The 25,978-nt window shown below is 42.0% G+C and carries 27 protein-coding genes; all 27 read right to left on the bottom strand.

Annotated elements, in window-relative coordinates:
• Positions 1 to 3 precede the first annotated feature (3 nt).
• The 27 genes from G622_RS0101120 to G622_RS0100990 all read right to left on the bottom strand — a co-directional run bounded on the left by G622_RS0101120 (position 4) and on the right by G622_RS0100990 (position 25,967).
• The gene (locus G622_RS0101120; RefSeq protein WP_026509163.1) at positions 4 to 3,237 is read right to left on the bottom strand and encodes a helicase-related protein; all 3,234 of its coding nucleotides are present in this window, start codon (positions 3,235 to 3,237) and stop codon (positions 4 to 6) included.
• A complete protein-coding gene (locus G622_RS0101115; protein ID WP_026509162.1) occupies positions 3,237 to 3,464 on the bottom strand; it encodes a helix-turn-helix domain-containing protein in 228 nt (75 codons plus the stop codon). The genes G622_RS0101120 and G622_RS0101115 overlap by 1 nt, the downstream gene beginning before the upstream one ends.
• 379 nt (positions 3,465 to 3,843) lie before the next feature.
• Entirely contained in the window at positions 3,844 to 5,262 is a 1,419-nt protein-coding gene (locus G622_RS0101110) for a relaxase/mobilization nuclease domain-containing protein (RefSeq protein WP_026509161.1), read from the bottom strand.
• Between the two features lie 18 nt (positions 5,263 to 5,280).
• The gene (locus tag G622_RS0101105; protein ID WP_026509160.1) at positions 5,281 to 5,610 is read right to left on the bottom strand and encodes a plasmid mobilization protein; all 330 of its coding nucleotides are present in this window, start codon (positions 5,608 to 5,610) and stop codon (positions 5,281 to 5,283) included.
• Complete coding sequence (locus tag G622_RS0101100; protein WP_026509159.1) at positions 5,610 to 5,969, bottom strand: DUF4316 domain-containing protein; 360 nt, start codon at positions 5,967 to 5,969, stop codon at positions 5,610 to 5,612. Before G622_RS0101100 ends, G622_RS0101105 begins: the two co-directional genes overlap by 1 nt.
• Positions 5,970 to 5,972: 3 nt before the next feature.
• On the bottom strand, positions 5,973 to 8,057 hold the full coding sequence (locus G622_RS0101095) for a DNA topoisomerase 3 (RefSeq protein WP_044956898.1): 2,085 nt from the start codon (positions 8,055 to 8,057) through the stop codon (positions 5,973 to 5,975).
• Positions 8,050 to 8,403, bottom strand: coding sequence for a hypothetical protein (locus G622_RS0101090; protein WP_026509157.1), 354 nt, complete (start codon positions 8,401 to 8,403; stop codon positions 8,050 to 8,052). Before G622_RS0101090 ends, G622_RS0101095 begins: the two co-directional genes overlap by 8 nt.
• The gene (locus G622_RS21205; RefSeq protein WP_044956897.1) at positions 8,400 to 8,720 is read right to left on the bottom strand and encodes a hypothetical protein; all 321 of its coding nucleotides are present in this window, start codon (positions 8,718 to 8,720) and stop codon (positions 8,400 to 8,402) included. The genes G622_RS0101090 and G622_RS21205 overlap by 4 nt, the downstream gene beginning before the upstream one ends.
• Positions 8,721 to 8,733: 13 nt before the next feature.
• Positions 8,734 to 9,999: an ArdC family protein gene (locus G622_RS21200; RefSeq protein ID WP_049945629.1), complete on the bottom strand. Its 1,266-nt coding sequence runs from the start codon at positions 9,997 to 9,999 to the stop codon at positions 8,734 to 8,736.
• A gap of 1 nt (position 10,000) precedes the next feature.
• Complete coding sequence (locus G622_RS25605) at positions 10,001 to 10,153, bottom strand: hypothetical protein (protein WP_155831390.1); 153 nt, start codon at positions 10,151 to 10,153, stop codon at positions 10,001 to 10,003.
• Positions 10,153 to 10,977: a DUF4366 domain-containing protein gene (locus tag G622_RS21195; RefSeq protein WP_049945628.1), complete on the bottom strand. Its 825-nt coding sequence runs from the start codon at positions 10,975 to 10,977 to the stop codon at positions 10,153 to 10,155. Before G622_RS21195 ends, G622_RS25605 begins: the two co-directional genes overlap by 1 nt.
• A complete protein-coding gene (locus G622_RS21190; RefSeq protein ID WP_049945627.1) occupies positions 10,964 to 11,275 on the bottom strand; it encodes a DUF4315 family protein in 312 nt (103 codons plus the stop codon). Before G622_RS21190 ends, G622_RS21195 begins: the two co-directional genes overlap by 14 nt.
• 19 nt (positions 11,276 to 11,294) lie before the next feature.
• Positions 11,295 to 12,983 (bottom strand): C40 family peptidase, encoded by a 1,689-nt coding sequence (locus G622_RS21185; RefSeq protein WP_044956896.1) that lies wholly within the window; start codon positions 12,981 to 12,983, stop codon positions 11,295 to 11,297.
• 18 nt (positions 12,984 to 13,001) lie between these two features.
• Complete coding sequence (locus G622_RS0101055) at positions 13,002 to 15,395, bottom strand: VirB4-like conjugal transfer ATPase, CD1110 family (protein ID WP_026509156.1); 2,394 nt, start codon at positions 15,393 to 15,395, stop codon at positions 13,002 to 13,004.
• The gene (locus tag G622_RS0101050) at positions 15,376 to 15,795 is read right to left on the bottom strand and encodes a PrgI family protein (protein WP_026509155.1); all 420 of its coding nucleotides are present in this window, start codon (positions 15,793 to 15,795) and stop codon (positions 15,376 to 15,378) included. The genes G622_RS0101055 and G622_RS0101050 overlap by 20 nt, the downstream gene beginning before the upstream one ends.
• Before the next feature lie 71 nt (positions 15,796 to 15,866).
• Positions 15,867 to 16,733: a VirB6/TrbL-like conjugal transfer protein, CD1112 family gene (locus tag G622_RS0101045; protein ID WP_026509154.1), complete on the bottom strand. Its 867-nt coding sequence runs from the start codon at positions 16,731 to 16,733 to the stop codon at positions 15,867 to 15,869.
• A 78-nt stretch (positions 16,734 to 16,811) separates the two neighbouring features.
• Positions 16,812 to 17,180: a hypothetical protein gene (locus G622_RS0101040; protein ID WP_026509153.1), complete on the bottom strand. Its 369-nt coding sequence runs from the start codon at positions 17,178 to 17,180 to the stop codon at positions 16,812 to 16,814.
• Between the two features lie 14 nt (positions 17,181 to 17,194).
• Positions 17,195 to 17,434 (bottom strand): hypothetical protein, encoded by a 240-nt coding sequence (locus tag G622_RS0101035; RefSeq protein WP_026509152.1) that lies wholly within the window; start codon positions 17,432 to 17,434, stop codon positions 17,195 to 17,197.
• Positions 17,435 to 17,546: 112 nt separating this feature from the next.
• Positions 17,547 to 17,759, bottom strand: a complete 213-nt coding sequence (locus G622_RS0101030; RefSeq protein ID WP_026509151.1) for a Maff2 family mobile element protein — start codon at positions 17,757 to 17,759, stop codon at positions 17,547 to 17,549.
• 233 nt (positions 17,760 to 17,992) lie between these two features.
• Positions 17,993 to 19,756: a VirD4-like conjugal transfer protein, CD1115 family gene (locus G622_RS0101025; RefSeq protein WP_026509150.1), complete on the bottom strand. Its 1,764-nt coding sequence runs from the start codon at positions 19,754 to 19,756 to the stop codon at positions 17,993 to 17,995.
• Positions 19,753 to 20,256, bottom strand: coding sequence for a PcfB family protein (locus tag G622_RS0101020; RefSeq protein ID WP_026509149.1), 504 nt, complete (start codon positions 20,254 to 20,256; stop codon positions 19,753 to 19,755). The genes G622_RS0101025 and G622_RS0101020 overlap by 4 nt, the downstream gene beginning before the upstream one ends.
• A 32-nt stretch (positions 20,257 to 20,288) precedes the next feature.
• A complete protein-coding gene (locus tag G622_RS0101015) occupies positions 20,289 to 20,624 on the bottom strand; it encodes a DUF7768 domain-containing protein (RefSeq protein WP_026509148.1) in 336 nt (111 codons plus the stop codon).
• 11 nt (positions 20,625 to 20,635) lie between these two features.
• A complete protein-coding gene (locus tag G622_RS0101010; protein WP_026509147.1) occupies positions 20,636 to 21,055 on the bottom strand; it encodes a hypothetical protein in 420 nt (139 codons plus the stop codon).
• 12 nt (positions 21,056 to 21,067) lie between these two features.
• A complete protein-coding gene (locus tag G622_RS0101005; RefSeq protein WP_026509146.1) occupies positions 21,068 to 21,937 on the bottom strand; it encodes a DUF6017 domain-containing protein in 870 nt (289 codons plus the stop codon).
• Positions 21,938 to 21,941: 4 nt separating this feature from the next.
• Entirely contained in the window at positions 21,942 to 22,145 is a 204-nt protein-coding gene (locus G622_RS0101000; RefSeq protein ID WP_155831389.1) for a hypothetical protein, read from the bottom strand.
• 115 nt (positions 22,146 to 22,260) lie between these two features.
• The gene (locus tag G622_RS0100995; RefSeq protein ID WP_026509144.1) at positions 22,261 to 23,340 is read right to left on the bottom strand and encodes a DUF5688 family protein; all 1,080 of its coding nucleotides are present in this window, start codon (positions 23,338 to 23,340) and stop codon (positions 22,261 to 22,263) included.
• Between the two features lie 329 nt (positions 23,341 to 23,669).
• A complete protein-coding gene (locus tag G622_RS0100990; protein WP_026509143.1) occupies positions 23,670 to 25,967 on the bottom strand; it encodes a hypothetical protein in 2,298 nt (765 codons plus the stop codon).
• Positions 25,968 to 25,978: the final 11 nt, after the last annotated feature.

The raw sequence follows: 25,978 nt of genomic DNA, 5'->3' as shown, positions 1-25,978 counted from the left end.
CAATCATTTTATTTCCAAGAAACATATCAATTCAAAATCATCCAATCCGCTTACTGTAGATAACAGTGCAGTAGTTCCCCCTGGCTTAAATAGACTGTCTATATCGCTTTCTTCCTTAGTGTCCATAATAGATTCAATTGCAGTGGACAGTCGCTCTGATAACTCTTTCATATTCTTCCCATCGTCAGTCTCCTGATTAAATGCCATGTATAGGTCTTCGATGGGTTCAGAGTGCCCTTTACAAAGAAGCCTCATGCTATCAAGTAATTTCTTGGGGCTCAAATAATCACAAACAACCTCGCCATACTGATCAAGGTAAACAAGATAATATGGATAGATTCTGTTCTGGTTATCATCTTTGTTCAGTTTCTTAATATTTCGAAGAACAAATATCGTTCCTTCCGGTAGTTCTGCTGTGCGTGGTGCTACTGCATATATCCCATTTGGATGTTTATCTAAATTCTTGTCCTTCTTCATATATTCCAACAGATCCATGCGGAACTCATTAAAGCCGAGATCCATGATAGAAACACCCGAAGACATATCTTCCATATCAACGACTTCTTCTTGAAGTTTCTTGAGCTGCTGTCTTCTATATTCAAGGTCTCCTGCCTCTTCTGGACTGATAGGATTATCATCTCCAGTAGATGTCATAACTGAAATCTTCATACGTGTTTCAACTCTGGCTTTTAGGTTTATATATTCGTCTAAATCCATATCAGGCCAAAAGTTCACAAGCTGTATCTGCTGATTACGACTACCTATTCTATCAACACGACCAAATCTTTGGATAATTCTTACCGGATTCCAATGGATATCATAGTTAATAAGGTAATCACAGTCCTGTAGATTTTGTCCTTCAGAAATACAATCCGTCGCAATGAGAACATCGATTTCTTTATTGCTTCCCGGCATCAATACATCACGACCTTTTGAAATCGGAGAAAAACATGTAAGGATATTATTGAGTGTACCTTTTATTCCTGATAGTGTTGTTTTCCCTTCAACAGCTCCTGTAACCAATGCTGTATGAATACCATACTTACTATGAAGATAGTCGCTTAAATTATCATATAAGTACTCTGCTGTATCGCCAAAAGCCGAAAAAATAATTACTTTCTTATTCCCAGGATTGATAGGATTTTCAATTTTCTGCGATACATGTTTTATCAATGCCTGGAGCTTAGAATCATGATCTGGCGTAATGTCAGCAACCATTTCCGAAACTAGCTTTAATGTCTCTGCATCCTTTTTGAGTACCTCTCTCCAGCTCACATAGTCCATATCAGCGAGATCTATTTTCACCTTCTTACCCACACTGAAAAGATCTGTGTTCTGATCATCTATATCAAAGTCATCATCCTCTGATATTTCCATAGCATCAACGTTTGCAAGTCCACACTTTTCAAATTGATTTATCTGCTCAATCGTAGAGTTAATCAGATTTGCAATTCTTGAAAGGGTAAGGTTAAAAGAATAAACAGAGCTTTCTAACCTTTTCAAAAGGTTTACACTCATCAGTTTTCTGATACCTTCTTCTCGACCACTCTGTGTCAATCCAGTACCCTTATTGTGTGTAAGTGATTTATACTTTTCAATTTTGCTTGGAAAAATATATGCTGATGGCGTATATATTTCCAAAGCCAAGGTATTAAGCTGCTCATATATTTCGTTATAATTAATTGCGTCCTCTAAATCTGTAAGGTTTGATCTGACAGAAATAGGTTTCCTTCGATCTGGGAACTTTCCAACCTCACTTGACTTATAATATTTTTCAATGTGCCTTCGTGAACGTGCAATAGTAACGCTGTCCAACACTTCAAAGAAATCAAAATCAAGTGCTTTAAGCAGCTTATCAGTAGTTCGCTCTTCCAGCTTTAATTTGCTCCAGGCATTGAACTCCTTCTGAGCCTGTCTAAAAATTTCATCGATTGAATGAGTCGTATTCAACTTTTCATTTATCTGTTCAACATCACCCTCATAGGCAATTGCCAGCTGGTTTCTTAAATCATTAAAACGGTTGTTAACAGGCGTCGCCGAGAGCATCAATACTTTCGTCTTAACACCTGCTCTAATAACCTTATTAAGCAGTTGATGATACCTATTGCCCCTTGACTCATCTCCTCCAGAATACTGACCACCATTTCTAAAGTTATGAGATTCATCAATAACAACCAGGTCATAATTCCCCCAGTTTAATCTATCCAAATCTATCCCATTAGACATTCCACCTTTTCTGGAAAGGTCTGTATGGAACAGGACATCATATCTAAGTCGATCCTTTGCAATTGGATTATTTACATAATTTCCTTTAAAAGTAATCCAGTTCTCTCCAAGCTTCTTAGGACAAAGCACAAGCACAGATTTGTTTCTGCTCTCATAGTACTTAACTACAGCAAGAGCTGTGAAAGTTTTTCCAAGTCCTACGCTATCCGCCAAGATACAGCCATTGTATTTTTCAAGCTTATTTATAATAGATATTGCTGCATCTTTCTGAAAGTCATAAAGGAGGCTCCAAATAGTACTGTCCTTAAAACCTGTTCTCTCATTCGGGAGCACATCATCAGATAACTCCTCTAAAAAATCACTAAAAATGTTATACAGAGTTATAAAGTAAATCAGCTCAGGCGAGTTTTCTGTAAATGCCGAAGAAAGTCCTGCTATAACGTCCGCAGTTACATCCTGTAATTTATCCTCGTCCCTCCATACTTCATCAAACAATTTCAGGTATTCCTGAGTGCATTCACCATATACTTTCTGTATCATGGTATATGCATAACTACCACGTTCTTCTCCTAGTTCTACAGCAGTAAACTCCCTTATTGGGGCATATGTATTATCTCCGGAAGTCATAAAACCGGTCATTTTTTCATTTGAGATATTGGAACGGAACACTGCCTTTTTCATAGCCCAGTTTGCACATTCTTTTGAAATGGCCCGAAGGTCTAATCCGTTTCTCAGCTTTATTTCAAATTCTGTTCCGTAAAGATTCTTTTCTCTGTTACGCTTAGGAATATAAAACTCTTTTTCAACTTTAATGTCTTCTGACGCAGTAAAAGTAGGCTCCGTAAAAATAAAACGGAACTCTTCACACTTAGCAAGTTCATCCTTAAGCTCTCTATATGCATAAACCGAAAAACTTGCTGCGGCAATTGTAATCTTATCGCCTTTTTTTATAACCGCTTTCAGATCATCCCCCAATGTTTTATGGATGTTATCTATAAGTTCAACAGGCATTATTTCACCTCAATATTCTTGTTTCGATCAATGCTAACTATATCTCCAAAATCGCAATCCAGTTCAAGACAGATTTTCTCTAAAATATTCATAGAAACAGTCTCGCCTCTGCTCATCTTTGCAAGCGTACTGCTACTGATTCCAATTTTCTCATTTTCGACAAGATCCATTTTTTTCATTCCCTTGTCAATCAATAGTTTCCATAATCCGTTATAAGATACAGCCATACTCTTCCTCTCTTATGGGGATTACCCATCATCACAAAGAACTTTCAAGTCCCGATAAATAGTCCTAGGCTACATTATACTCTTATATCATTCATAACTCAAATCCAACTTTCGACTTTGCAAAACTCTTTTTCGAATTAATCATTAAAAAATTTTGAAATTATCTTTCAATCCTTGACAACTGAATTTTTCATTTTCGCAAGCAGGGCCTCGCGATATCGCGGAGGCGGCTTGCTTGTTGGTGGGATAGCCCCCAATCCCCCAGAACCTCGTTTCACTCGGAGCCACGCATCAACAGAATTGATGCTAATAGCATTTGCGTATAACGCAAAAAAGAGGGAGACTCCACTGCATCATCACAGTGAAATCTCCCACATTCTTATAATGTCTGTTCAGTTGTTTTCTGCTTTTCAGCATTCCTATCCTGTTCCTCAATTTTGAGAAACTGATCTATGTTGTACTTTGCCATCTGGATATCTTTCATATCCTGCTTTGCCTGTCTGTACTCAGCATAGGTCTTTTTCTTTTCCTGAAGAACCTCGTTGTATTCCTGGTTAAGGTCTTTTATCTTGGGAAGTTTTCCCTCGATGTTGGAAAAGGCTTCCTTTGCAGCCTTGCAAAGTGTGATAGCCTCACGATGTTCCTCAAAGAACTTTTTACTATAGCCGCTCTTTCGATACTCAGCATAAACGTCCCTGGTCTTGGAATAGTTTATGATGTGCTTTTTCAGAGCAGCAATTTCTACAAGTCTTGCCTCCAAAGCTTTCTGCTTCTCTGTAATTTCTCCAAATCTGTCGGAGGCTGCTTTAGCTTTTTCAGCAAGTTCATCATAATCACGAAGATCATGTTCTTCCAAAAACAGAAGTGTCTGCGCCATCTGTTTTATATTATGAACCTTAGCCCATCGCTCATAGCCGGGACCTTTTCCCTTGGCAATTATGGCCTGAATATCAAGAAGCATATCCACTTTGGATTCAGGCTTATCTGCAAAGTTTTCTTTCTGTTGCTGTTTTGGATCAGGTGTAAATGTGCTTTCACCTGAAAAAATCTTTTCCAAATCCTGTTCTCTATAGCCTGCACCAAGAGATCTCATACGAAGGAATTTCTTTTGACCTCTTCCTTTAAGGGATACATATTTCCCACGCTTGACTTCATAGCCCATTTCACGAAGCAGCTTTATAAGTTCATCCATATCTTTCGGCTTTTGCTCCATACAGATGTCAATGCACTCACGCATCTCGTCACGGAAGCTTTTTCGCTCAGGATAAACTGTACGCCTGCTGCGTTCCGACGGTTTTCTCGGAGTTATGACAGACAAACCATTTTCAAGGCAGACAAGATCACTGACTTTATGAAGTGCTATCCCTGACAAATGGAAATCCCTGAATTTCCTGTCACAGTCAAGATTGGTGGAATTATAAATGATATGGTTATGGATATGAGCTTTATCTATGTGTGTTGCTACAATGAAAGCGTGCTGTCCTTTGGTCCAACGCATTGCTGTTTCATATCCAATCCGGTTTGCCTCCTCCGGTGTTATTTCTCCAGGTTTAAAAGCCTGCCTGATCTGATAAGCAATCACATCTCCATGATAATGTCTTCCGGTATTATGCAGATACTCGCTTTTGGCCAAAGCAAACTGTTCCTCAACAAGCTTAGGATCACACTCATAGCTGCTGACCAAAATGCCATCATCTGTTTTCTCAGGATTCTGAGCATAATCAGTTCTGTCCTTCAGGCACTGCTGAATGGATTTTCCTTTATTCAAATGCATGGAAATCAGTCTGGTCGCAGCCACAAGTCCTCACCCCCTTTCTCAAATTGTAGATAATCGCTGCAATATGGCTTTCATAAGTTCCCATAGTTTTTCCTGTTGGCGCTGTAATTCTTTTATATCCTCCAGGTATATACTGCCGGTTTCATTTGCTCTTTTTGCATATTGGTTCAGGTTGTTGGAATTGATGCGAAGGAGGCGAGCCACCTCCTTCACATCGCTAAGATCGAGCCTTATCACATATCCATCAATTGCCATTTTCCGAATATAGGCAGCCATGTTCCTAATGCCAGCCTCTTCCATTTTTCTTCTGACAATATCCCGCTCTCCCTCTTTGAACCTGACAAGAAAAGTATCTGTATACTCACGCATCAAAAACGCTCCATGGCATTGCAGATGCAACAGGGCTCTACCTGCTTAGGCTTAGGAGCATCGCTAAAAGCTTCCTGAAGTTTCTTGAGGATTGATTTCTTTTCCTGTTCCTCTTCTATAACATTAGCCGCATTCATCTGAGCCACGGGCTTTTCTTCAGGCAGGTTATTGATAACGCCATCAAAATTGTTGTCGTTCTGCTCTACCATATCCTCTATGCCACGCATGAAATTCCTGCTGACTGCAGGGCCTGCTCCTGGATCTTCTGTCGGACTTTCCAGCAAAACTTCTTCATCAATTTCTACAGCGCCACCTACCTCATCCCATTTTCTGATTTTGTTTTTTCTCTTTTTCTCCATAGATTATTTACCTCCCTTCGTAAAATCTAACGAAAACTGTGCCTTCCCATTATCACTTGTAGTAAGAACTACTGTAGCGTCATAGGTCTTCCCTGTTTTAATGGATCTGCATTTCTTAAGCCTGGCATTTCCATTCTGAATAAGCTGAGTTGCAATCTGTTTAGTGATTTTCTTGGACAGTGAATCAAAGAAGCGGTTGTCTTTCCAGAGCGCAAACTTACAGCTATTGTTTTCACAAAAAAATCCTTTGGACTTCTCAACCACATCACTTCCACAGCAAGGACATTTTCCTATCGGATCATACACAGGATGCATAAGCACTTCTGCATCAGGAACAATTCTGTAAGTATCTATCAGCGTCTGAACCATTTGCGCTATTTCTGACATAAATGCATCTGCATCATAGTCCGACCTTTCAATCTGCAAAAGTTTCTGTTCCCATTCCGCTGTCATAGATGCTGATTGTATGGACTGCGGAATTACTGTAATAAGCGTCTCGCCCTTGTGCGTAGGAACAAGATATTTTGTTTTCTTATCACCGCGCCTCTCCAAGAATCCTATACGAACGAGCTTTTCTATAACCCCTGCTCTTGTAGCAGGAGTGCCAAGGCCTTTCCTCTCAGCTTCATCTGGGATGTCTTCTTCACCGGCTTTTTCCATGGCAGATAGCAGTGTGTCCTCTGTATAGGATTTGGGCGGTGTGGTCTTTCCCGATTTCACAGAAGTACCTGTGATAGTGATTTCTTCCCCCGGGCTAAATGCAAACCAGTCCTCACCTTCTTCAATATCCACTTCCGATTCAAATATCCTGTCCACATTTCTCCAGCCAAGCTCTGCAAAGTGTTTACACTTATAGGAGTAAAACTTACCCAGGCATGAAACTTCTCCTTCAGTAATGTTGTACTTCGCAGGCTCTGCTATACTTTCCATGAATCTTACTGCCACAAGCTGCAATATTTTCTTTTCACCCTCCGGAAGTTCTTCTAATTTTGTAGTCTCCATTACTTCTGTTGGGATGATAGCGTGGTGGTCAGATACTTTTTTACTGTTCAGGAGCTTCTTGCAATCGCAGGTGATAGATGCACATATTTCCGGAATAGCCTCTTGAATAATATTGAAAATTTCTGCAGCTTTATCACCCATGTCATCTGTAAGAAATCTGCTGTCAGTTCGCGGATAGGTGAGAAGTTTCTTTTCATACAGGCTCTGCGCATAGTCCAAAGTCTGCTGAGCAGTGTAGCCAAGCTTTTTGTTGGCATCCCTTTGTAGCGAAGTAAGGTCATAGAGCAAAGGGGCGTTTTCCAACTTTTCCTTCGTTTCTGCTTTTGTTACTACCACCTTGCCCTCAGTCTTACAGTTATCTGCTATAGCCTCAGCCTCATTTTTATCTGATAGCCTCTCGCCCTTAAAGGTAAGCTTCCCATCAAGCGTTTCGATCTGCACCTGATAAAAATCCTCCGGCTTAAATGCCCTGATCTTGGCTTCACGCTCTACAGCAAGTGCAAGTGTCGGAGTCATGACACGGCCCACATTCAAAGTCTGTCCATAAGAACAGGTAAAAAATCTTGTGGCATTGATTCCAACAAGCCAGTCAGCACGCTCTCTGCAAAGAGCAGCTTCATAAAGCTTGTCGTAAGCTTTTCCATCTTCAAGATTTTTAAATCCCTCTCTTATTGCTTCATCTTCCATGGACGAAATCCAAAGACGCTTCATTGGCTTTTTACAGCCAGCCTTGTCATAAACAAGTCTGAAAATAAGCTCTCCCTCGCGACCTGCATCACAGGCATTTGTAATAACAGTAACGTCACTGCGATTCATAAGTTCTCTCAGAGTCTGAAACTGCTTCTTGGTAGATGCAGATACCTGATACTTAAACTCCACAGGAATTATGGGAAGATCTTCCTTTTTCCATTTTTCATATTTGCTATCATATCCTTCTGGCTCTGCAAGCTCTATAAGGTGCCCAACGCACCAGCTGACAAGATAGCCGTTTCCTTCCAGGTATCCATCCTGTCTGCCGGTGCATCCAAGAACCTTAGCAATCGACTGAGCCACCGAAGGCTTTTCAGCGATCACAAGATTAAGCACGGGAACCCTCCTTTTCGTAGTTCTTCTCAAGACGTTCAGCGTAAATGCAGCATCTGTCCTCATAAGGGCAACCGCATGGTGAGTCAGCGTTTTCAAACTCCTCATCCTCGCTGTCGTTCTCGAAATCTTCCTCCAGGATATCACAATCGAAGGCTTCATCACGATAATCCTCGATCAGATCTATCGCTTCATCGACAGTCTTGGCTGCTTCTTCAACCAGTTGTGCAGCCTCTCTAACTGCAAGATCCGCATAGCGAACTTTCCTGTTACTTCTTTGGACTATAGCTGCCACAGCTCCAACAACACCTACACCTGCTATTACTTTTAATACTGTTCTCTTACTCATTCGTTCTCCTCCTTATTGTTGTTCCCTTTCTCTATCAGGGATTTTGAATACTCATATAAAATTTCAACTTCTTTTCCGATATCATCCTGTGCGACATCCGATACATTTTTCACAACACGCGCTCCAATTGTTTCTCCGTCCCAAAGGTAAAGGGTGGCCTTTTTCTTTTTGCTTGTGGTATACATTCCGCTGATTTCAACGTTGTAGCCATTGCCAAAATCTCTATATACCACGTGCTCAAAATCTATGACGGTCACACGATATTTCTTACCAAGCTTTTTCGCCAAAGCCCGGATACATGAATCTCTGCTTGCCATCATCACCCTCCTGTCACATAGCAGCCTGAAGATCTTTCTTCGGCTCTGTCTTTGGTTTCTTATTTTTTGACACCTTTGCTTTTTCTGCAGAAAGCTTTTCTTTCACGGAAATCTTTTTTGCTTTCTGCTTTTTATCAGCTTTGGTTTCACTGGTTTTTTCTTTGGTTTTATCAGCTTTTTCTATGGATTGAACTTTGGTTTCAGCTGTAACAGTGATCTTTCTGTCCCGCTGAATCGTTCCAAAATCTACCGGAGGTGTGATCTTGATAAAGCCTGTTGGCTGATCAGCCTCCGGATCATCGAAAGGGAGCTCATCACCATGCGCTTCCATAAACTTATCCATGTCCTGAACCTGTGCTATCGCCTGGACCTTTTCATCGATTTTCACGATCAGGTCAGATGCAGTTTTACGGATTGTATCAAGTGAGGCCTTCAGTTCAGGTAATTCTTTTCCCTCTGACCAACCAGCTACATATCCAAAAGAGTAATCAGAAGTATCGATGCCATAGTGCTGACACACGATATATGCCACTGACTCAGCTTCGGTCTCTTTCTGATTTTTGGATTTCTGTTCTGAAGAAGCATCCTGTGCCTCTTTGGAATGGAGTGCCTGATGTGCAGCTTCATGAAGAATTGTCTTCACTGTCTGTGCTTCACTCATTCCTTCCTGAACAGCGATGCGGTTGTCTTCAACATGGAAATACCCTTTTGCACCTGACTCGATATTCTCGAATGTAATCGGAACAGGAATAACATCCTTAAGTGCATCCAAAAGTGTCTTATATCCATCCACAGTTCCAGTAAGCTCCGCTACTCCAATCGTCGGAATGGGATCACCGTCTGTCTGACTCACATCAAAGGTACTGACAGGCTTAAAGGCATTTATGGTAACTTCAACTTTTTCCTTTACAGGCTCTCCGTCCTTATCGAGAATCGGTTTACCGCTTCCGTCCAGCTTGTCCTGCTCACGTTCCATCTTGTAAGGCGCAGGTGCAAGGATTCTGATTCCTTTTTCTCCCTTTAATACATGACGATTCATTTCTTTCCAGCCACTAAAGGACTGGCACATAGTAGCCTCAGGCTTCTGCATCATGATAAGGATCTGATTATTTACTGAATACCTGGGAAGCTTAGCGCATAAGTTCAGATAATCCTTGTAACTTTCAGTAGTAAAAATATCCTTTACTCCCTTTTCAAGCTTCACTGTGATCTCATCCATTTCCTTCTTACGAGCCTCTGCTGCAGCTTTGGGATCAAAATTATTTTTGTCAAAAGCCATATTACTTTTCCTCCTTCTTTTCAGGTTTCTTGTCTATTTCTTTTGCCTTCTCTCTCATCTGGGAAAGCTTCTCCTTAATGGAAAGAGCAGGGACATCGCCCTGCTCTCCATACACTCCTTTTGCATATTCGCTGTAACGTGATTTTCTACCCATTACACATCCTCCTCTTTCGAAGTATCAGCTGGATCCTCGACAAGGATATCATCCTCTGTATCTATCTGCGGTTCGAAATCTTCTTCATCCCCGGGGAGTGAGTTCAGATAATCATCCTCGTCCTCATCGTAATCAGCATCAGGATCCTCTATCACCTGATCTGCCTTTTTGGACTTAGCCCTGGTCAGATACATATATCCTCCTGCACCGCCAATTCCAAGAAGAAGTACAAGCGCCAGGACGCTGGCAGGATTCTTCTTTTCCGGTTCGGGCTCTACGGGCTGTGGAGCAGGTTCGGGTTCTTCCTTGGGCTCCTCTACTACGGTAGCAGGCGCCTCTTCAGCTATACCCTTTGACGCCATATATTCTTTAACCTGATCCTCATCCATAAGCGATAACAGATCTGATTCATCAACCATATTCAGGAAGTGAACTGTTTCCTGTCCCTGATCATCACGGTCTATGATGATATAAAAGTAATTGCCGGACTTCGTTACAACAGTGATAAACTGCTTGCCACCGGCTTCAATACTTCCATAATCATCCACAAGAGTCATGTTTCCATCAGGCGTGAGCGGTCCCCACTTCTCTTCCGGTTTTTCCTCAGGCTCTGCCTCTTCCGGATCTTCGCCGCAGCATAAGGTGTAATCTATCTTGCAAAGTTCGCAGTCAGGATCAATGCAATCCTCTGTACACTTCGTTTCGCAAGTACACTCATGTCCTCCGGCAAATGCTGTTATAGGCATCGCTCCAATAAAAAGAGCCGCAGCAAATGCCACAGCTCCAAGTATCTTTCCTCTGATATTCAGTTTAGTTTTCTTCATCTTCTAAGCCCTCCAAATCGTAATCATCATCATCTTTTGTCTCAACTTCAGTTTCTTTGTTTACAGCTGTAACGGTACTTACAGTACCTGCACTTCCAACCTGACCGTTTGCAACCAGTTTAAGGAAATCTGCCAGCTGCTCAGGTGACAGGTTAAGCGCACCTACATCAGCAAGGATCTGTGTATTTTCAGCCTCCTGCAATTTCTGTTCAGCAGCTTTTAGCCTTTGCCTGTCGTCTTCAACCTTTCTTTTGCAACGCTCCACTTCAGCGCGGAGCTTATCTAATCTCTCGTACATGATATTGCTCTCCCTTCTTTTATCTGATTCTGCCGTAGCAGTAATAATGCGCTCTCCAATAGCGTGTATCATAGCTTGCATACTTTATTGGCGAACCACAATGAATCATAATTTTGTTTACCGGATCTACCACAATCCCCACATGACTTGCGCCTACTGTGTTGTATGTTCCCTGGAAAAAGATAAGATCCCCCGGTTTTACATCAGACTCCCTGACTCTCGCTGTGACATTCTTCCAACCATTTGCAGTAAGCCTTCCATAGTTCCATCCGTTGCCACAGTGATTTATTACCCAGCTGACATATCCTGAGCAGTCAAAACTTGTGGAAGGATTACTTCCACCCCAGACGTAAGGATAACCAAGATATCTTTCAGCCTCAGCAAGCATCCTTGCAAACTGTGCATCCGTAAGATATTCTCCGGGAACAGCGTAGTCATCATAAGGATTGGGAGTACCAGGATTGAGATAAGGTGCATCTCCGAACACATCAGGCTTATTACCCTTAAGTTCTACGATTACTTCATAGCGCTTTATCTGATCCACAGTAAGGTCAAGGGCATCAACTGCGGCCTGTATTCCTTCGTTGGTCAGCGTGACATTAAGAATATAATAATCGTATGTGTCGCCAGTCTCTTCGCCGGTTTCCTCATCAATAACCGGTCGTTGTTCAACCTCTTCTTCAATCTCCAGCGTGTACTGATACTCGAAGATTGTCTGCAGCATTTCCTGAACTTCTTCCCTTGTATAATCCTCATAAAGAACTGTTAAAAGAGCAGCCAGTTCGAAAGGATCATGACCGATTTCAGTCAGGTCATAGTTGTACTCGTCATAATCAGGATAGTCAGTTTCGATATTATCTATCTGTTCCTGAAGATCAGCTTCAAGCTCCTGATAATCAGCTTCCGCAGCAACTATATCCGGATCATCTGCTGTATAGCTCGTTCCGACAACCAGCTCATTACTACCTCCTGCCATCATAGAGCAGGAACTGAGTGTACCTGAAAGCACCAGGATAACTATGAGAACAACCACAGCAATCAGGAGTCCCAGCGGATGGTTTTCAGCAAACTCTTTTATCATTTCCGCAAGTCTTCCTGCAATGTCCTCAGCCTTATCCGTAAAACGCTTTGTGATGCTTCCGAAAGCATTGGCGCTCTCCTTTGCCTGAGCTTCATGCGCATGTCTCTGGATCTCTTTTCGCATCAGATTCTGCTGTGCTTCCTTGGAAGGCCTCCTTGCTCCTTCCTTTCCGGTCCTGCTGTGGATCTTTTTGCTGTAACCGTTCTCTGTTTTTGTACTGTTTTCCTTTAGCTTTGACAGATATTCTTTTTCTGTTTTGGAATCAGTTACTACAGTCCTTACAACATATCCGATATCCTGGGCTGCTTCTGTGCCTGCATTTACTGCATCCACGCCTGCATTGTTATCTTCGTTTTTGTTGCTGACTTCACTATGGATACTTCTTGAAACAGCTGCATCTGCATATATCTTTTTCCTGCCCTGCTTTCGAAGTCTCTTAAGCTCCTCCTTTTCCTCTTTTGTCATGGTGATATCAGCTTTTCCAACACGAAGCTTTTTCCTAGCGTACTCAGCTCGGGAAGCCTCATTCTTAAGCTTCCCGGCATGAGTCTTTTTCTTTGGTGTCTGATCCGGCTTTATTTCTCTTTTGGCTTTGCTCGTATCTCTTGTGTAAACTCCTTCATTCATTTACTCGCATCCTTTCCCTTATTTGCTCTCTGCCTTAGCCTCTGATACCTCGGATAATTTGGTCGTCATGATACGGTACAACTCGATATCCGTAGGGAACCTGTCTACAAACGGAAGGATCACATTTCCATAAAAAATAAGCCCTTCACCGGCTCCTGAGTGTGTTACATAAGAGAGCTGATGTGGACTTATATTGAGCTGCTTGGCAAGGATCTGTCTGTCGCCAACAGCCTGATTCAGCATATAAATGAAGTCGGAGTTTTCAAAGATATTCTCTACTTCTCTTGAAGCAAGCAAGTCCTTCACGTTCTGCGTGATACCTGTCGGAATGCCGCCCCACTTACGGAATCTCTTCCATATTTCTACTGTGTAAGCTGCTGTCTGCTCCTCGCGCAGAAGAAGGTGCATCTCATCCATATAGTATCTGGTGCTCCTTCCCTGAGAACGGTTCTCTGTAACTCTGCCCCAGACCTGATCCTGAACCACTAGCATTCCGATCTTCTTAAGCTGCTTACCGAGTTCCTTAATGTCATAACAAACAAGTCTGTTTGTGATATCCACGTTGGTTCTGTGGTTAAAGACATTAAGGGAACCTGTGACATAAATTTCAAGTGCAGTCGCCACATGTTTGGCTTCCGGCTCATCCTGCTTAAGAAGTGCGTTGTAAAGATCTTCCAAAAGCGGCATCTTCTCTGGTGTGGGATCTTCGAAATACTTGTTATAGATCTGATGAATGCAGCGGTCTATAACCGTCTTTTCTACAGGCTGCAATCCCTCTTTTCCACCTACGATCAGCTCACACAAGGACAGGATGAAATCTGCCTTAAGCGCTATCGGATTATCATCATCCGAATAGTTCATGTTGATGTCCATGGGATTGATATACTGCGTAGATGTAGGGCTTATCTTGATCACCTGGCCATTAAAGCGCTCAACCAGAGCTGCATACTCGGCCTCGGGATCTGAGATGATTATGTCATCGTCAGTCACAAGGAAAGCATTGGCAATTTCCCTCTTTGCTGCAAATGATTTACCGGAACCGGGAGTACCAAGGATAAGACCATTAGGGTTTTTGAGGAGCTTTCTGTCTACCATGATCAGGTTGTTGGAAAGAGCATTCAAGCCATAGTAAAGGCTCTCGTCTCCTGCCTGGAATAATTCCTGCGTAGTAAACGGAACAAATATTGCTGTACTGCTTGTAGTCATACCACGCTGAATCTCAACAAGGTTGTTTGCCAGGGGAAGCGAACTCATCAGCCCCTGCTCCTGCTGAAAGTCCAAACGGATAAGATTACAGTTATGCTTCTGAGCAATTGACTTAGCCTGGAAAACATTGTTTTCAAGCTCCTGCTCTGTCCTTCCGGTGTTCATGACAAGGAAGGTTAGAAGGAACATTCTCTCATTCTGACTCTGCAATTCCTTCAGAAGATCCTTTGCATCCTTACCAAAAGTTGCTAGGTCTGAGGGAATTATGTCCATATCATACCCGGCTCTTACAGCCTTTTTCTGCTCCTCGATCTTACTCCTATCAAGTTCTGTAATGGTATGTTTTACAGTTTTTATAGCTTCGTGCTGATCCACTGACTGGATATGCATGGTTACTATCATGCTGGATTCCATATTAAGGAAATCAGCAAGCATTCTGTCATTGATATCCGATGCATCAATGGATAAGAAGCTCATGGCCCCGTACAGACTGCCCATCTGAAATTTCCTTCCTGTAGGGAAGCCAAAACCACTTGGTGCTATGAAGTCCTTAACTGTGAGTCCTGTTCTATTCAGGTACTTCCAGTCAAAGATGAATTTTTCCATGTCTCCCATGTGGAACTGCTGATGCATAAGGGCAAGTCTTTCTTTTCCATTCAGGATCTTCGCCTGAACACCAAGCCTCTTGAAATTGTTCAGGATATCCGTTTCAATATGGATTATCCTTGGCTTTGCCGATCTCATGGAATCAGCATGGATACCAAAGGTAAGGAACTTTGTTTTGGTAAGTCCGTTGTTACCAGCCTCCATCTGATGAAAGAGCATTGAACTATACTCATCCCTTACACTGTTGAATCCATCGCCCTGATGCGGAATGGCAATGCTCGTTCTAAAATCATCTATATCAGTAGCCATGTTCATGAAGGAAAGCTGAAAATGAACTGAACTGTCAAAGAAGTTAAGGAAGCTGCACCACTCCTCAAAGATCTCTGTCTTATCCTCCTGCTGTGCCAGCTGATAATTGATGTCCTGAAACTGAATTGTTTTGGTGTAATAGTCCTGCCCTATCCTGCATATACCATCCTGAAACATCCTGTCAAAGGGAATGGACTGCTGGGCAGTTTTGGGAACCCCGTCATTTTTCTGTGCGTTCTTTATGATCTCTCTGACCTGCTTCTTCTCGGCTTTAGTCAGATGCTTTGGCATGACGAGAATTCTTTTTTTCTCTTTCGAAAGCAATTTGAACAATCTTATCGACCTCCTTTTGTGCGTTTACATACCTTTCAAGTGCTGAATAGTTATTGTCTGTCTTATAGGGCCTTTGTTTTGGCCTGATGAATGTTGCCTCTATGAGATGTCCTAAGATAACCTCAAGATACTGACCATTCTTTTCATACATAGCCAGGAAGAAAAACGGCATCATTATCACCATCATTCCCATAGCTGCTGTAGTTGGGGATGCGACCCTTTTTATCAGAAAAAAGGTCGGCACTCCAAACAGTGCTGCAACACTGAAACAGATCAGCTGTCTTTTTGTCATATTGAACATCACCTTACTTTTGACCTTCGTGAGATCACGAGGCACCGAGATATATGATGCTGCCATGTTTGTTACCCAAAATCCTTTCTTTTGTTTTAGGGAACTTTTGTATTTATTTCTCCTGCATTTGTTCCCTATCAGTGTGCATGGAGAATTGATTTGGCAACTGCCCCTGTCTTAAAGAGCGTAAATGCCAATAGTATCGTGTAACCCATGACTCCCCATAGAGAGCCGATGATATCTGTTGAGAAGGTTACGGTCTGAATAAGAACCGCATATATTCCAACACATACCATGATCAAGAATCCCTGGAATCCCAGTGCAAAGAGTGACCTTAAATAGTTCTGTCCTATCTGTGACTGCTCCCTGTTTCCAAAGGTTGCAAATGGGATAGGTGCAAGACTTACCATGAGATAGATCTCAATCATTCTTGCGTAGACTATGACAAATATCAGGGCTGACAGGATATAGATCAGAAACTGTACCACGAATGACTGCAGATATATGGATAATAACTGACCTATTTCCAAGGTCTCCAAAGTGCTTTCCATTGTGGCCAGTGCACTGTCATCTATGGCTGTGGAACCTGCTATTATGCCGCCTGCATTGTTTACCACATGCTGCGCAACATCAAAGACTGCCATCGAGATATTCATCGTATTTGTTATAAGTGTCACTGCTAAGAAGGTTTTGAAAATCCATTTCCAGAAGATCCAGGTTTCAAAATTGGCCAGGTTATTATGGCCTATAACCAGCTGGATCAGCTCATAACAGGCAATAAAGGTGAGCAATATCCCTGCAATCGGCATAATCACATTCTCTGCAAGATTTTTAATCATGTTGAAAATGGTTGGTGAAAAGCTTGCCGGTGTCCTTCCGACTTCTGATGCAATCTCACCCACCTGATTGTTCAGTGCGGAGAATGTATTTGTAATGTTGCTCATAATGCCTGAAACAAGCAGACCTCTAAACCAGTCCTCTATCGCCTCAATTATGCTGTCCACTTGTTACCTCCTACTTTTTTGCATTAAAAAAGGACCATCCTTTGTTGAATGGTCCTGCACTACTTCAATATTAAGTTGTTATAAATCCGACAGCTTTATTCTGTCATATGCACCATTTTTTGCATCTTCAGGATGTGGTTCCAAACCGATTATTGTTATCTCCTGCTGATCTGGTCCATATACCCAGTACATGCGACGCGCCCCGCTCTTTTTATTCTCAAGATATGACTGCCAGACTTTCATACCATATCGTCTGGACAATTCAGTTATTTCATGAGATTTTAAGCTCGGGTACATCGGATCAAGGGATAGCTTCTTCAAAGCATTACCCCATTTTCTATAAAGCTCCTCGTCTTTTTTACTGATAGTACCATCCCGGTACTGAGTCTGAAGAGAATTCCATAATTCCTCCATTTCAGGAATTCCCATCCTAATCGCATATCCCATCCAGGCAATCCCCCCTAAAAATCAGACAGATCAATAGCGGGTGAAACATCTCCCATCTTGAAATTCTCTATTGCTCTATCCATATCTTTTAAAGTATTTGCCGAGATGCCATCAGGAACAGTTAGTTCACGCGGTTCAAGCATTATGCAACCATTTTCGTATTCTTTTACATTATAGTATTGATACAACGCACCTCTGAGGGTGATTCTCTTTTTGCTGTCAATGTGTACCGTATAATCTTTGATAGCTTCCATAAGGTCCACCTCCTTATATGATAGGTGGGATATCCCACCTATCATTATAATACTACCTGCGCGTCCTTATGTCAATGAGACATGCTTCTTCCGATTCCTCCCCTCCGGCAGATCAAAAAAGACCTGCAAGAAGAGGAACAAGTGTGGTTCCAATGAGGGCAACTCCGCCTCCGGCCATGAGCTGCTTCATTCCCTGGCTCTTCGCGCCGGGATTGTCATTGCCATAACCTTCAAGAAGGTTGATGCCTCCCCATACTCCAAGGCCTGCGCCAAGGGCAACTACTACTGTCTGAAGTGCTGTGATTGAACTCTGAAAAAATGCCATAATGTGTGTTTCCGGAATTTTTCGGGGACTGTATTAGTCCCTTTCTCTCTCATTTTTATAATTGCAGTCCCCATAATTCCGGTTCTCCTTTCTTTTGTTTGAAATCTGTGGTTTATTAGTTACAATCCAAAGCCCCGTCGACTGAGCTTTGGGAATACGGCCGTATCTGCCCGATTTCCGGGCATAAGAAAAAGCCCTGACTCAGATGCCTTTTATTGACACCTCAGTGGGCTTTACTCTTCTTCGTTTAGGTCGATGACTTCATATTCGTCATCGGGTTTCAATATTAAGTTGTGATCAAGGAACTTCTCGATATCGAACCAGTTCCTCTTGTCTGCATCCGCTGTTAGTGGATACTTTGGATGCTGAGTCAGATCATATTTATCTGACAAAAATGGTCTTACACCACGGACCTGCACAATACATTTGCTACCGTCCATGACCGCCAGTTCATCGATACTCATAAGATCATGTCCCAGCTTCTGATAGTTGGTATTAAAACTCTGTGAGCTTCCCCTGGACTCTCCTGTGTTATACATGTCTATTGTCTCTTTACCGAGTGTGGTATTGAGGTCCTTAAGGGTTGTCTGTTCAGAGCCTCCAAGGAATATCTGACTATCGCAGTTGCCTATGATGGTATCAGCGTTATCCTTGTAAATCGCCTTTAGCTGCGATTTTGCCTGTAGTACAAGCGCCGCAGAAATCTCGCGGCTTCGTATGGTAGCCATAAGCTTTTCCAGATTAGGGATCTGTCCGATATTGGCTGCCTCATCAATAAGACATCGCACATGAACCGGAAGCCTTCCACCATACACATCATCTGCTTTTTCGCAGAGCAAATTAAAGAGCTGGGTATATACCATGGAAATCAGGAAATTGAATGTGGCATCTGTATCTGACATGATCAAAAACAGTGCTGTTTTCCTGTCTCCGAGAGTATCCAGCTCCAGTTCATCGTAAGCTGTGATCTCGCGAAGCTCCTTTATATCAAAAGGTGCAAGCCTTGCTCCGCAGCTTACAAGTATTGATTTCGCTGTCTTTCCTGCAGCTAATTTGTATTTTTTGTACTGCCTTACCGCAAAGTGCTCAGGATCTCTTTCTTCCAGCTCTTCAAACATCAGGTCAACCGGATTCTTAAATTCCTCATCATCCTCCCTGACTTCCATTGCATTGAGCATTTCCAGAAGAGTTGTAAAGTTCTGCTCCTCCTCCGGTGCTTCATAATGGATATATCCGATAAGTGCTGAATATAAGAGCTTTTCCGCCTTTTCCCAAAATTCGTCACCTGACTTTCCTTCGCCTTTTGTATTGGCTATCAGCGTGGTGACGAGCTTCAGGATATCCTTCTCATCATGCACATAAGCAAATGGATTGTAATGCATTGATTTCTTGAAGTTGATGGTATTGAATATTTTCATCACATAACCATTTTTAACAAGTGCGTATCCAACCTCATTTACTACTGTGCCCTTTGGATCAGTTACAACATAGCTTGAATGCATCTGTAAGATGTTAGGTTTCATTACAAACCTGGTCTTACCTGAACCGGAACCGCCAACTACAAGAAGATTTTTGTTTCTTGCGTACTTGGGATTCGCAGGTCTGCTGTTCATTGTGATCCGCTCAGTCTGGGAAAGGATGACATTATTCTCAAAGACAGGATCTACGTAAGGTTCTATGTCTTCTCTTTTTCCCCACCTGGCTGAGCCGTATTCGATGTTGTGGCGAAAGTTTTTGGCGTTCTTGCTTTTGATATAAACAGCAAGCCTCAGCCCTGCTCCGATAGCCAGCCCCACAAGCAGATCTCTTGGATTAAAGCTTGGCATCGGATTAGAAAAAGCTGTTCCGAAAGTGCCATCCATAACTATGCTCTGCAGCTTCTCTGAAGATGTGGTTCCTGATGCTATGCGGATTGCTTCGCCAACATTGGTTCCTACCAGTCCCACAAACACATAAGGAATATTCAGGATAAAGAGCTTTTTATATTTCTTTTTCATCTCTCCTGCTCCTTCCTGCGCTCCTTGGGCTGACGAGCTGTTTTCGCCACAAGCTCCTTGAACTTCTTGAGTTTCTGCAGGATGCTGGGACGTTCCTTCTGCTGCGATTTCTTACGTTTTGTCTGCTTTGCAGCATATTCTTTCAATACAGCAGTGATAGCATCTGCATCCTTTGCCTTGAAAAACACAGTGTATTTTGGCGGATCAACAGTCTTATCTTTCGTTATTGCAAAATCCACACCGTACTTGTTGGCAATGCGCTTGAAATCACTGATTCCGGAGTCTCCTATTTCCATAGCAGAAACACCCTGCCCCTGACCTACGAGCTGCTTTACAGTCTGTTTGCCTCTTTTGGGAGTATTCTTTTTTACTTCTCTCTCGACTTTTTTCTTATCGTGATGTCTCTTAAAGGCTACAAGAGCCTTCCAGAGAAACTTTGCTGTCAGCTTGGTTCCATTCACTGCGAATTGAACCGTCTTTTTGGATACTTCTTCCTGCAAATAATCACTTCCTTTCTGTCAGCACGGAAGCCTTATTCACCGCATTCCAGAACGCCTTCCAGCGTTGTAGGTATTACCTTGGAACGCTTTGCAACGGAAATATCTGCCCTAACGTCATCATTGATTTTCTTGCCACAGACTACGAGAAATCTTGCGCGTCTTAAGAGATCCTCCGACATCTCCCTGCGCTTCTTTTCCCCGTCCGGATCATCCTCGCTGATGATTCCGCTAAAAGCCAGCACCGGACAAAGCGGTAAATATTCTGCCTTTACAAGTTCACTGCAATATTTCCTCGCCTGGTCTTCTGCGTCCACGCGGTTTTTGCTCCATGCTGCTGTAACAAATGCTCTAGGTATTGTCCTGCTCATCTTTTGCCTCCTTAGTCCACATGCAGCGCATCATAGCGCTCACCATCAATGATCAGCTCTGTCAGATACTCTGAAAGTGTTTCTTTTACTGCCTCAATGTCACCATCTCCAAGCCAGGCATATGCATGAGGAGCCTCATTCTCACCTGCCGGTTCCACAACCAGGAAGCTTCCGACAAGATAGTTCTCACCATCAATCTCGATAAGCTTTGTTGTGTCATAAAAAATCATGAAACTGCTGACGAGCAAAAGCCCCAAAGTATTTTTCTCTGACATCTCATCTGTATATGCATTGAACTGCTTTTCAGAAATGAATCTGTGATCATAATTGGTACCGATGACTGCATATCTTCCGGCAGTGCTTGCTGCCTTTTCTATTGTTCCTACAAATCCGTCCTTTATTGGATCTAAGTTAAGTGAGAATTTTCCCATTTTGTTTTCCTCCTAAATTCTTCCTTCAGCCATATCGTTGTTGACCATGGCCTGGTAATAGCTGTTTATAGTAAGTGGTGCATTGTAGAGTGTTGCCAATAGGTACTGTTTGATGTTCCGAACCTTTACAGGGTTGTCCTTCATACAGTCCATAACGTACTCAATATGCGTTGAATTGAGCTTCAGAAACTGAGACTTCACGACATTTAAAGGTCTCTTATCCCCTGCAATGAGGATGTATTCCTTCTTGGAACAGATGATATCCAGCATCATATCCAGGATTGCATCCAGAGTTTCTCTCTCAAATGGATAACGCTCATACAATATCTCCATGGATAACTGCTCCATAAGAATGTCGTGATAAACTGATCTCTCATCCTTATCCACATCTAATCCTGATAAGATAAGATTAGGATTATTTAACTCAGTATTATTATTCTCAGTATTATTAGATTCCGATTTCCGGTCGTCCAGAATTCTGATTTTCGGAACACCGGAGTTCTGATTATCGGAATTCCTGCGTTCCGTTTTCCGGAATCCCATGAAATCCTTCACATATATGATTGTTGGCTTACATAGTCCCTGCTTCCTTTTTTCGATCAGACCTATTCTTTCCAGCTCTTTTAAAAGACCGCAGGCCTTATCGTTTGCACATCCCATTGATGCTTTAACTGCCTTGATTGTGAAATAGACATAGACTCTGCCGTTCTCATCAAGCCATCCATTTTCCTGTGAAAGACTTGTCCTCTCAAGCAGAAGTCCGTAGAGCACTTTTGCATCTGTGGATAGATTTTGAAATGGTCCCTCTGTAAAAAGGGCTTTTGGAATCCTATAAAACGAGTACTTCTCTGATTGATTCTCATAAAAGTAATCGAATTTCATAGTGTCACGCTTCCTGTACAGTTTTCGTGACAGCTCTGTGCTCATTCATAATCTTTGCCATGCAGGGCCAGCAGAAAGCTCTGCCATATCCGTAGGGGCATTCATGACTACAATTCTTGGGATGAGGAAGTGGCTCCTTCTGACCGATCACTGATCTTGTAACTGTTCTGGGGGTTCCTGATTTTACGTCTACGATTGTTTTTGACATTTTTCTATCCTTTCCGGGCATCAAAAAAGCGCCAAACCGGAGGTATACTCACAGCCTGACGCTTCATAGCCCATCAGCTATTATTTGATTAGTAACAATACCTGGAGCAGGGCGGTCAAATTGCTTCGCCGCCCTTGGTCTTAGATGCCTTATCTACAGCATCCTTCTTAGGAGTCTTGGAAACCTCTTCTTTCTTGGCTTTAAGCTCACCAAGAACAGAGCCCTTTTCCTCTTTGTCGATGTCCTGCTCCTCACGCTCAGCCTGACGTTCCACAAACTTCTCACCAAGCTCGAAGATCTTGGCTTGTGAATCGTAGTGGTATACGTTATCAGTAAGCTTATCCTGAGGTGATACCTGAGTGGCATTTACCTCTTTTACCATATTCTCAAGCTCAGGAAGTCCCATCTTTCCGTTGTCAGGAACGATGAGAATTTCATGAATGCTCGAAGGTAAAATGTAGAAATCTCCACCAGCCCTTTCTGCAGCCTGATCCATGAAATCCTGGTAAGCAAGAACTCCGGCACCGTGCACCTTATCAGGTACGGATGCTACGAATATCTGCTCATCCTCAGGTCTTACAGGATAAAGTCCCATCATCTCAGCCTGCTCAATTCCCATCATCTCGGCAAGTACTTCGCCCATGCCCTTGATCTCAACAGGCTTGATTCGAGGCGCATTCTCCAGTGCATCAGCATGGAGCTGATCAGCCGTGATTCCGAAGTTCTCAATCATCTGATTAGTAGCAAGGATTGATGCTCTGCCCTCAACATCAGAATTAAGAACGAAGCGGTAAACCACAGCCATGTCCTCGATGTCCTTATGAGGAACCGTCTCAAGCAGATCCTTGTTGGTCTCAGCTGAAACAACCTCCATCACAAGCTTGTCCTTCATCTTGTCATAATCAGTAAGTGTTGCCATATCGACCTCAGGCTTATTCTCAAGACTGTCTGCAACAAGCTGCGATGTCTTATCAACAACCTCGTTGTAGTCAGTTCCATCTTCATATGCCCCGTAGCACTTATTAAGTGAGATGTTCACACCGACCTGATCATCAACCGGCTTGATCGTCACTGCCTCGTAGCTGTCGTTCAGCTTGTTCACAGTGTTTACTGAAACATCTGCCTCAATTCCTTTCTCGTAAAGCTTATCCTTCAGGTCCTCCACGAACCTTTCTTTGAAATTTTCATAATCCATAAATGTGTTATCCTTTCTTTTGTTGTAGTATGCCCTGGATCGTCATCCGCTGGCTGTCTGATTTTGGGCAAAAGAAAAGCGCCAGACCTGCAACTGCATTTCACAGTCACAAGCTGACGCTTCATTTACCGTTATTCTTTTGCAAAAGAAAATGGACTCGGCGACCGGGGAAGTGTTTTTTGTTTTTCCCTATCGCTTTGTCCATTGTAAATATAACACAGTAATTTTGATAAAAAAACCCTATAACCTTCCCAGTTTTTCCTGATTTCGTACCAGTATTTCCCGAAATATTCCCAACTGAAAAAACGTTATATTTCTATCTATTGAACTTATGCTTTTGAGTTCTTTCTAATATTACCAAGTTTCTCAAGTAAGCTATATAGATTACCTAGATTAACGGCGCGATTTGAATATTCTTCAGGCCAACCAAGATTAAGACTCTTGCCTTGGTACTCAATCTTACTAAAAGCTTTCAGTCCCTCCACTTTGCTTCTCTTTACCGGCACTACACCATCACATGTAATGAACAAATCCGAATTAGCAAAGGAGTGATCATCAAGTATTGCTAATGTCTTAGTCTTAAAGGCATCTCCCCTTAATTTCACATTTTTGAAATACAGCTCGAATTCTTTATCTCCCCGGATAAGAAGATTCATTTTACTTCCATCCTCTACGATACCATCCGCAGCATCTCTAACTGCAACTAGCATTTTTTCAAATGCTACTTTGCTAAAGCTTTCATCACGTTCATCCTCACCTAAAATGTCCTGAGAAATATAATCACTTTCCTTATCATGAACAGACTGTGCTATTTTCCCTTTTGGATTAGGATTACGCTCTTCCAGATCATGTTTTCTACAAAACTGTACAATATCCAATTCAACATCATCTAAATCATCAAGGGTTTCAATACTTCCTATGCTCTGAAGTATTTTATCCTTAAGAACATCAAAGAACTCTTTCGTCAATCTTTGGAAAGACAGGCTTTTTTGGATCTTTTCATAATCAATAATAGAGAATGCATCATTGCGATTAAGCTTTTCTTGGATTTCTTTTAGTTCTCCACTTGAATCAGAAAGATTTGTCTTAATAAGCTGAATCATGCTTTCCTTATCACTGTTATCACGGAAGACTCTCAGCTCGTCAAGTGCATTAAGCATTTCATTGATTAGTTCTATGTACCTAAATCTGTATCCAGATTCCTTTATTTGTTGCCTGTACTCATTTCCCCTATCGCTCTCCAACGCGTCATAAACATCTTGGCGTCTTCTCTTAATAGCTGTCTCTGAATTAGTAAAATACTCATCATTAGCATCCCTTACCGGGATAGGAATAATCTTATTGAACATAACAATGTTTTTTTCAATGAACTGATTTATAACATCCCCATATTCCTTCTGAAGAGCAAAACGTTGCTCTGAAATATACTTGTCCTGGAGTTCCTTATCCTGAAGCATAAGATCATCTGCTCTATTATCAGGCATAGGGAAAAGCCATGCAGGTGTCACTCTTGAAGCCAAAATACCATACTGCGTCTTTGCCAACGGATTGGTACCTTTCAGATATTCACTAACATATATTCTGCTCAAAAGCTTAGCGTTTGTAGCTGTATTGTAGTTTTCATTTACCAATATTCTGAGAAGTTTTTCTGCATTATCAGTTTGTCCTACTTTTAGATAAGACACTGCACAAAGTTCAAGTATGTCATTTGCATTTCCAGCCATCTTCACAGCTGTTTCGATAAGTCTTATGATTTTTTCCTGGTCAGGATTTTCCTCCAATAAAAGCAAATCTACATATTCGAGCGCAAATGAAGCAGTTAGTTCATCCTCTCTCAGAATATTAAAGGAATTAAGGCTCTCATATTTCTCAAAGTTTTCCTTTGCCTGACTTATATAGTAGTCTCTAGCGTTTGAATCCAGTCCATTATCCTTGTCCTCTGCAATATACTTCGCTGAATGCCCCATAAAATACCAAAACGGAAGATATGCTTCAAAATTATCCTTAACAGCTGATAAGCGCTCATATTTCCTTATTTCGTCAGGATCCATAAGTATCTCATTATATTGAGTTATCTGACGCTCAGTTAATCTGTATTTATCCGGGAAGTTATATTCATCAGCAAGTCTCCAAGCTGTAGTAAACAGTTCCCTCCTTAAAGCATTAAACTGTTCCATTGCAGTAATTCTAAGCTCTACCTCAGAATCTTCTTTATCAGCTAATGCATCAGCCTTTTCTCTCCTGTAATTCATATAGCCAATGCCAACCTGTGTCGCAAGTGATAATCCCACTGTCACAGGATCTCCAGCCACAATAACCCCGATATTGGGAACAGCAGACCAAATGGCGTTTTTTATCCTGCGCTGATATTTCTTCTCTATTTGAGCCCTCTTAACCTTATCTATTCTGAAAAATGTAATTACATTAAGCAGCTTAACAAGAATATTTAGAAGAGCCTCATCCTTTGGCATCTGCTCAAGGTTCAGATTATTAAGTATTGCCTCGTATTCCTGCTCCAGTATATATTCATCGTTATAATCTACTATCTGAGATACAGATACAGTACACATGTTTAATGCATATGCCGCTTTTAATTGATCCTGAATCTCATATGTGTTATCGCTCATCTTCGTTACCT

This window comes from Butyrivibrio sp. LC3010, assembly GCF_000424385.1.
Classification (GTDB): Bacteria; Bacillota; Clostridia; order Lachnospirales; family Lachnospiraceae; genus Butyrivibrio.
The sequence above is the reverse complement of the archived record's forward strand: the minus strand, read 5'-3'. Positions and strand labels throughout refer to the sequence as shown.

What these genes read in the sequence shown, in the direction of transcription:
- G622_RS25605 (WP_155831390.1), bottom strand. Translation starts at nt 10,153, where the DNA reads ATGGGTAGAAAATCACGTTACAGCGAATATGCAAAAGGAGTGTATGGA.
- G622_RS0101115 (WP_026509162.1), bottom strand. Translation starts at nt 3,464, where the DNA reads ATGGCTGTATCTTATAACGGATTATGGAAACTATTGATTGACAAGGGA.
- G622_RS0100990 (WP_026509143.1), bottom strand. Translation starts at nt 25,967, where the DNA reads ATGAGCGATAACACATATGAGATTCAGGATCAATTAAAAGCGGCATAT.
- G622_RS0101035 (WP_026509152.1), bottom strand. Translation starts at nt 17,434, where the DNA reads ATGGAAGCTATCAAAGATTATACGGTACACATTGACAGCAAAAAGAGA.
- G622_RS21205 (WP_044956897.1), bottom strand. Translation starts at nt 8,720, where the DNA reads ATGGCAAGCAGAGATTCATGTATCCGGGCTTTGGCGAAAAAGCTTGGT.
- G622_RS0101030 (WP_026509151.1), bottom strand. Translation starts at nt 17,759, where the DNA reads ATGGCATTTTTTCAGAGTTCAATCACAGCACTTCAGACAGTAGTAGTT.
- G622_RS0101010 (WP_026509147.1), bottom strand. Translation starts at nt 21,055, where the DNA reads ATGGGAAAATTCTCACTTAACTTAGATCCAATAAAGGACGGATTTGTA.
- G622_RS0101025 (WP_026509150.1), bottom strand. Translation starts at nt 19,756, where the DNA reads ATGAAAAAGAAATATAAAAAGCTCTTTATCCTGAATATTCCTTATGTG.
- G622_RS0101005 (WP_026509146.1), bottom strand. Translation starts at nt 21,937, where the DNA reads ATGAAATTCGATTACTTTTATGAGAATCAATCAGAGAAGTACTCGTTT.
- G622_RS0101100 (WP_026509159.1), bottom strand. Translation starts at nt 5,969, where the DNA reads ATGGAGAAAAAGAGAAAAAACAAAATCAGAAAATGGGATGAGGTAGGT.
- G622_RS21190 (WP_049945627.1), bottom strand. Translation starts at nt 11,275, where the DNA reads ATGTACGAGAGATTAGATAAGCTCCGCGCTGAAGTGGAGCGTTGCAAA.
- G622_RS0101015 (WP_026509148.1), bottom strand. Translation starts at nt 20,624, where the DNA reads ATGAGCAGGACAATACCTAGAGCATTTGTTACAGCAGCATGGAGCAAA.
- G622_RS0101090 (WP_026509157.1), bottom strand. Translation starts at nt 8,403, where the DNA reads ATGAGTAAGAGAACAGTATTAAAAGTAATAGCAGGTGTAGGTGTTGTT.
- G622_RS0100995 (WP_026509144.1), bottom strand. Translation starts at nt 23,340, where the DNA reads ATGGATTATGAAAATTTCAAAGAAAGGTTCGTGGAGGACCTGAAGGAT.
- G622_RS21195 (WP_049945628.1), bottom strand. Translation starts at nt 10,977, where the DNA reads ATGAAGAAAACTAAACTGAATATCAGAGGAAAGATACTTGGAGCTGTG.
- G622_RS0101040 (WP_026509153.1), bottom strand. Translation starts at nt 17,180, where the DNA reads ATGGGATATGCGATTAGGATGGGAATTCCTGAAATGGAGGAATTATGG.
- G622_RS0101105 (WP_026509160.1), bottom strand. Translation starts at nt 5,610, where the DNA reads ATGCGTGAGTATACAGATACTTTTCTTGTCAGGTTCAAAGAGGGAGAG.
- G622_RS0101055 (WP_026509156.1), bottom strand. Translation starts at nt 15,395, where the DNA reads ATGCCAAAGCATCTGACTAAAGCCGAGAAGAAGCAGGTCAGAGAGATC.
- G622_RS0101050 (WP_026509155.1), bottom strand. Translation starts at nt 15,795, where the DNA reads ATGGCAGCATCATATATCTCGGTGCCTCGTGATCTCACGAAGGTCAAA.
- G622_RS21200 (WP_049945629.1), bottom strand. Translation starts at nt 9,999, where the DNA reads ATGGCTTTTGACAAAAATAATTTTGATCCCAAAGCTGCAGCAGAGGCT.
- G622_RS0101000 (WP_155831389.1), bottom strand. Translation starts at nt 22,145, where the DNA reads ATGTCAAAAACAATCGTAGACGTAAAATCAGGAACCCCCAGAACAGTT.
- G622_RS21185 (WP_044956896.1), bottom strand. Translation starts at nt 12,983, where the DNA reads ATGAATGAAGGAGTTTACACAAGAGATACGAGCAAAGCCAAAAGAGAA.
- G622_RS0101120 (WP_026509163.1), bottom strand. Translation starts at nt 3,237, where the DNA reads ATGCCTGTTGAACTTATAGATAACATCCATAAAACATTGGGGGATGAT.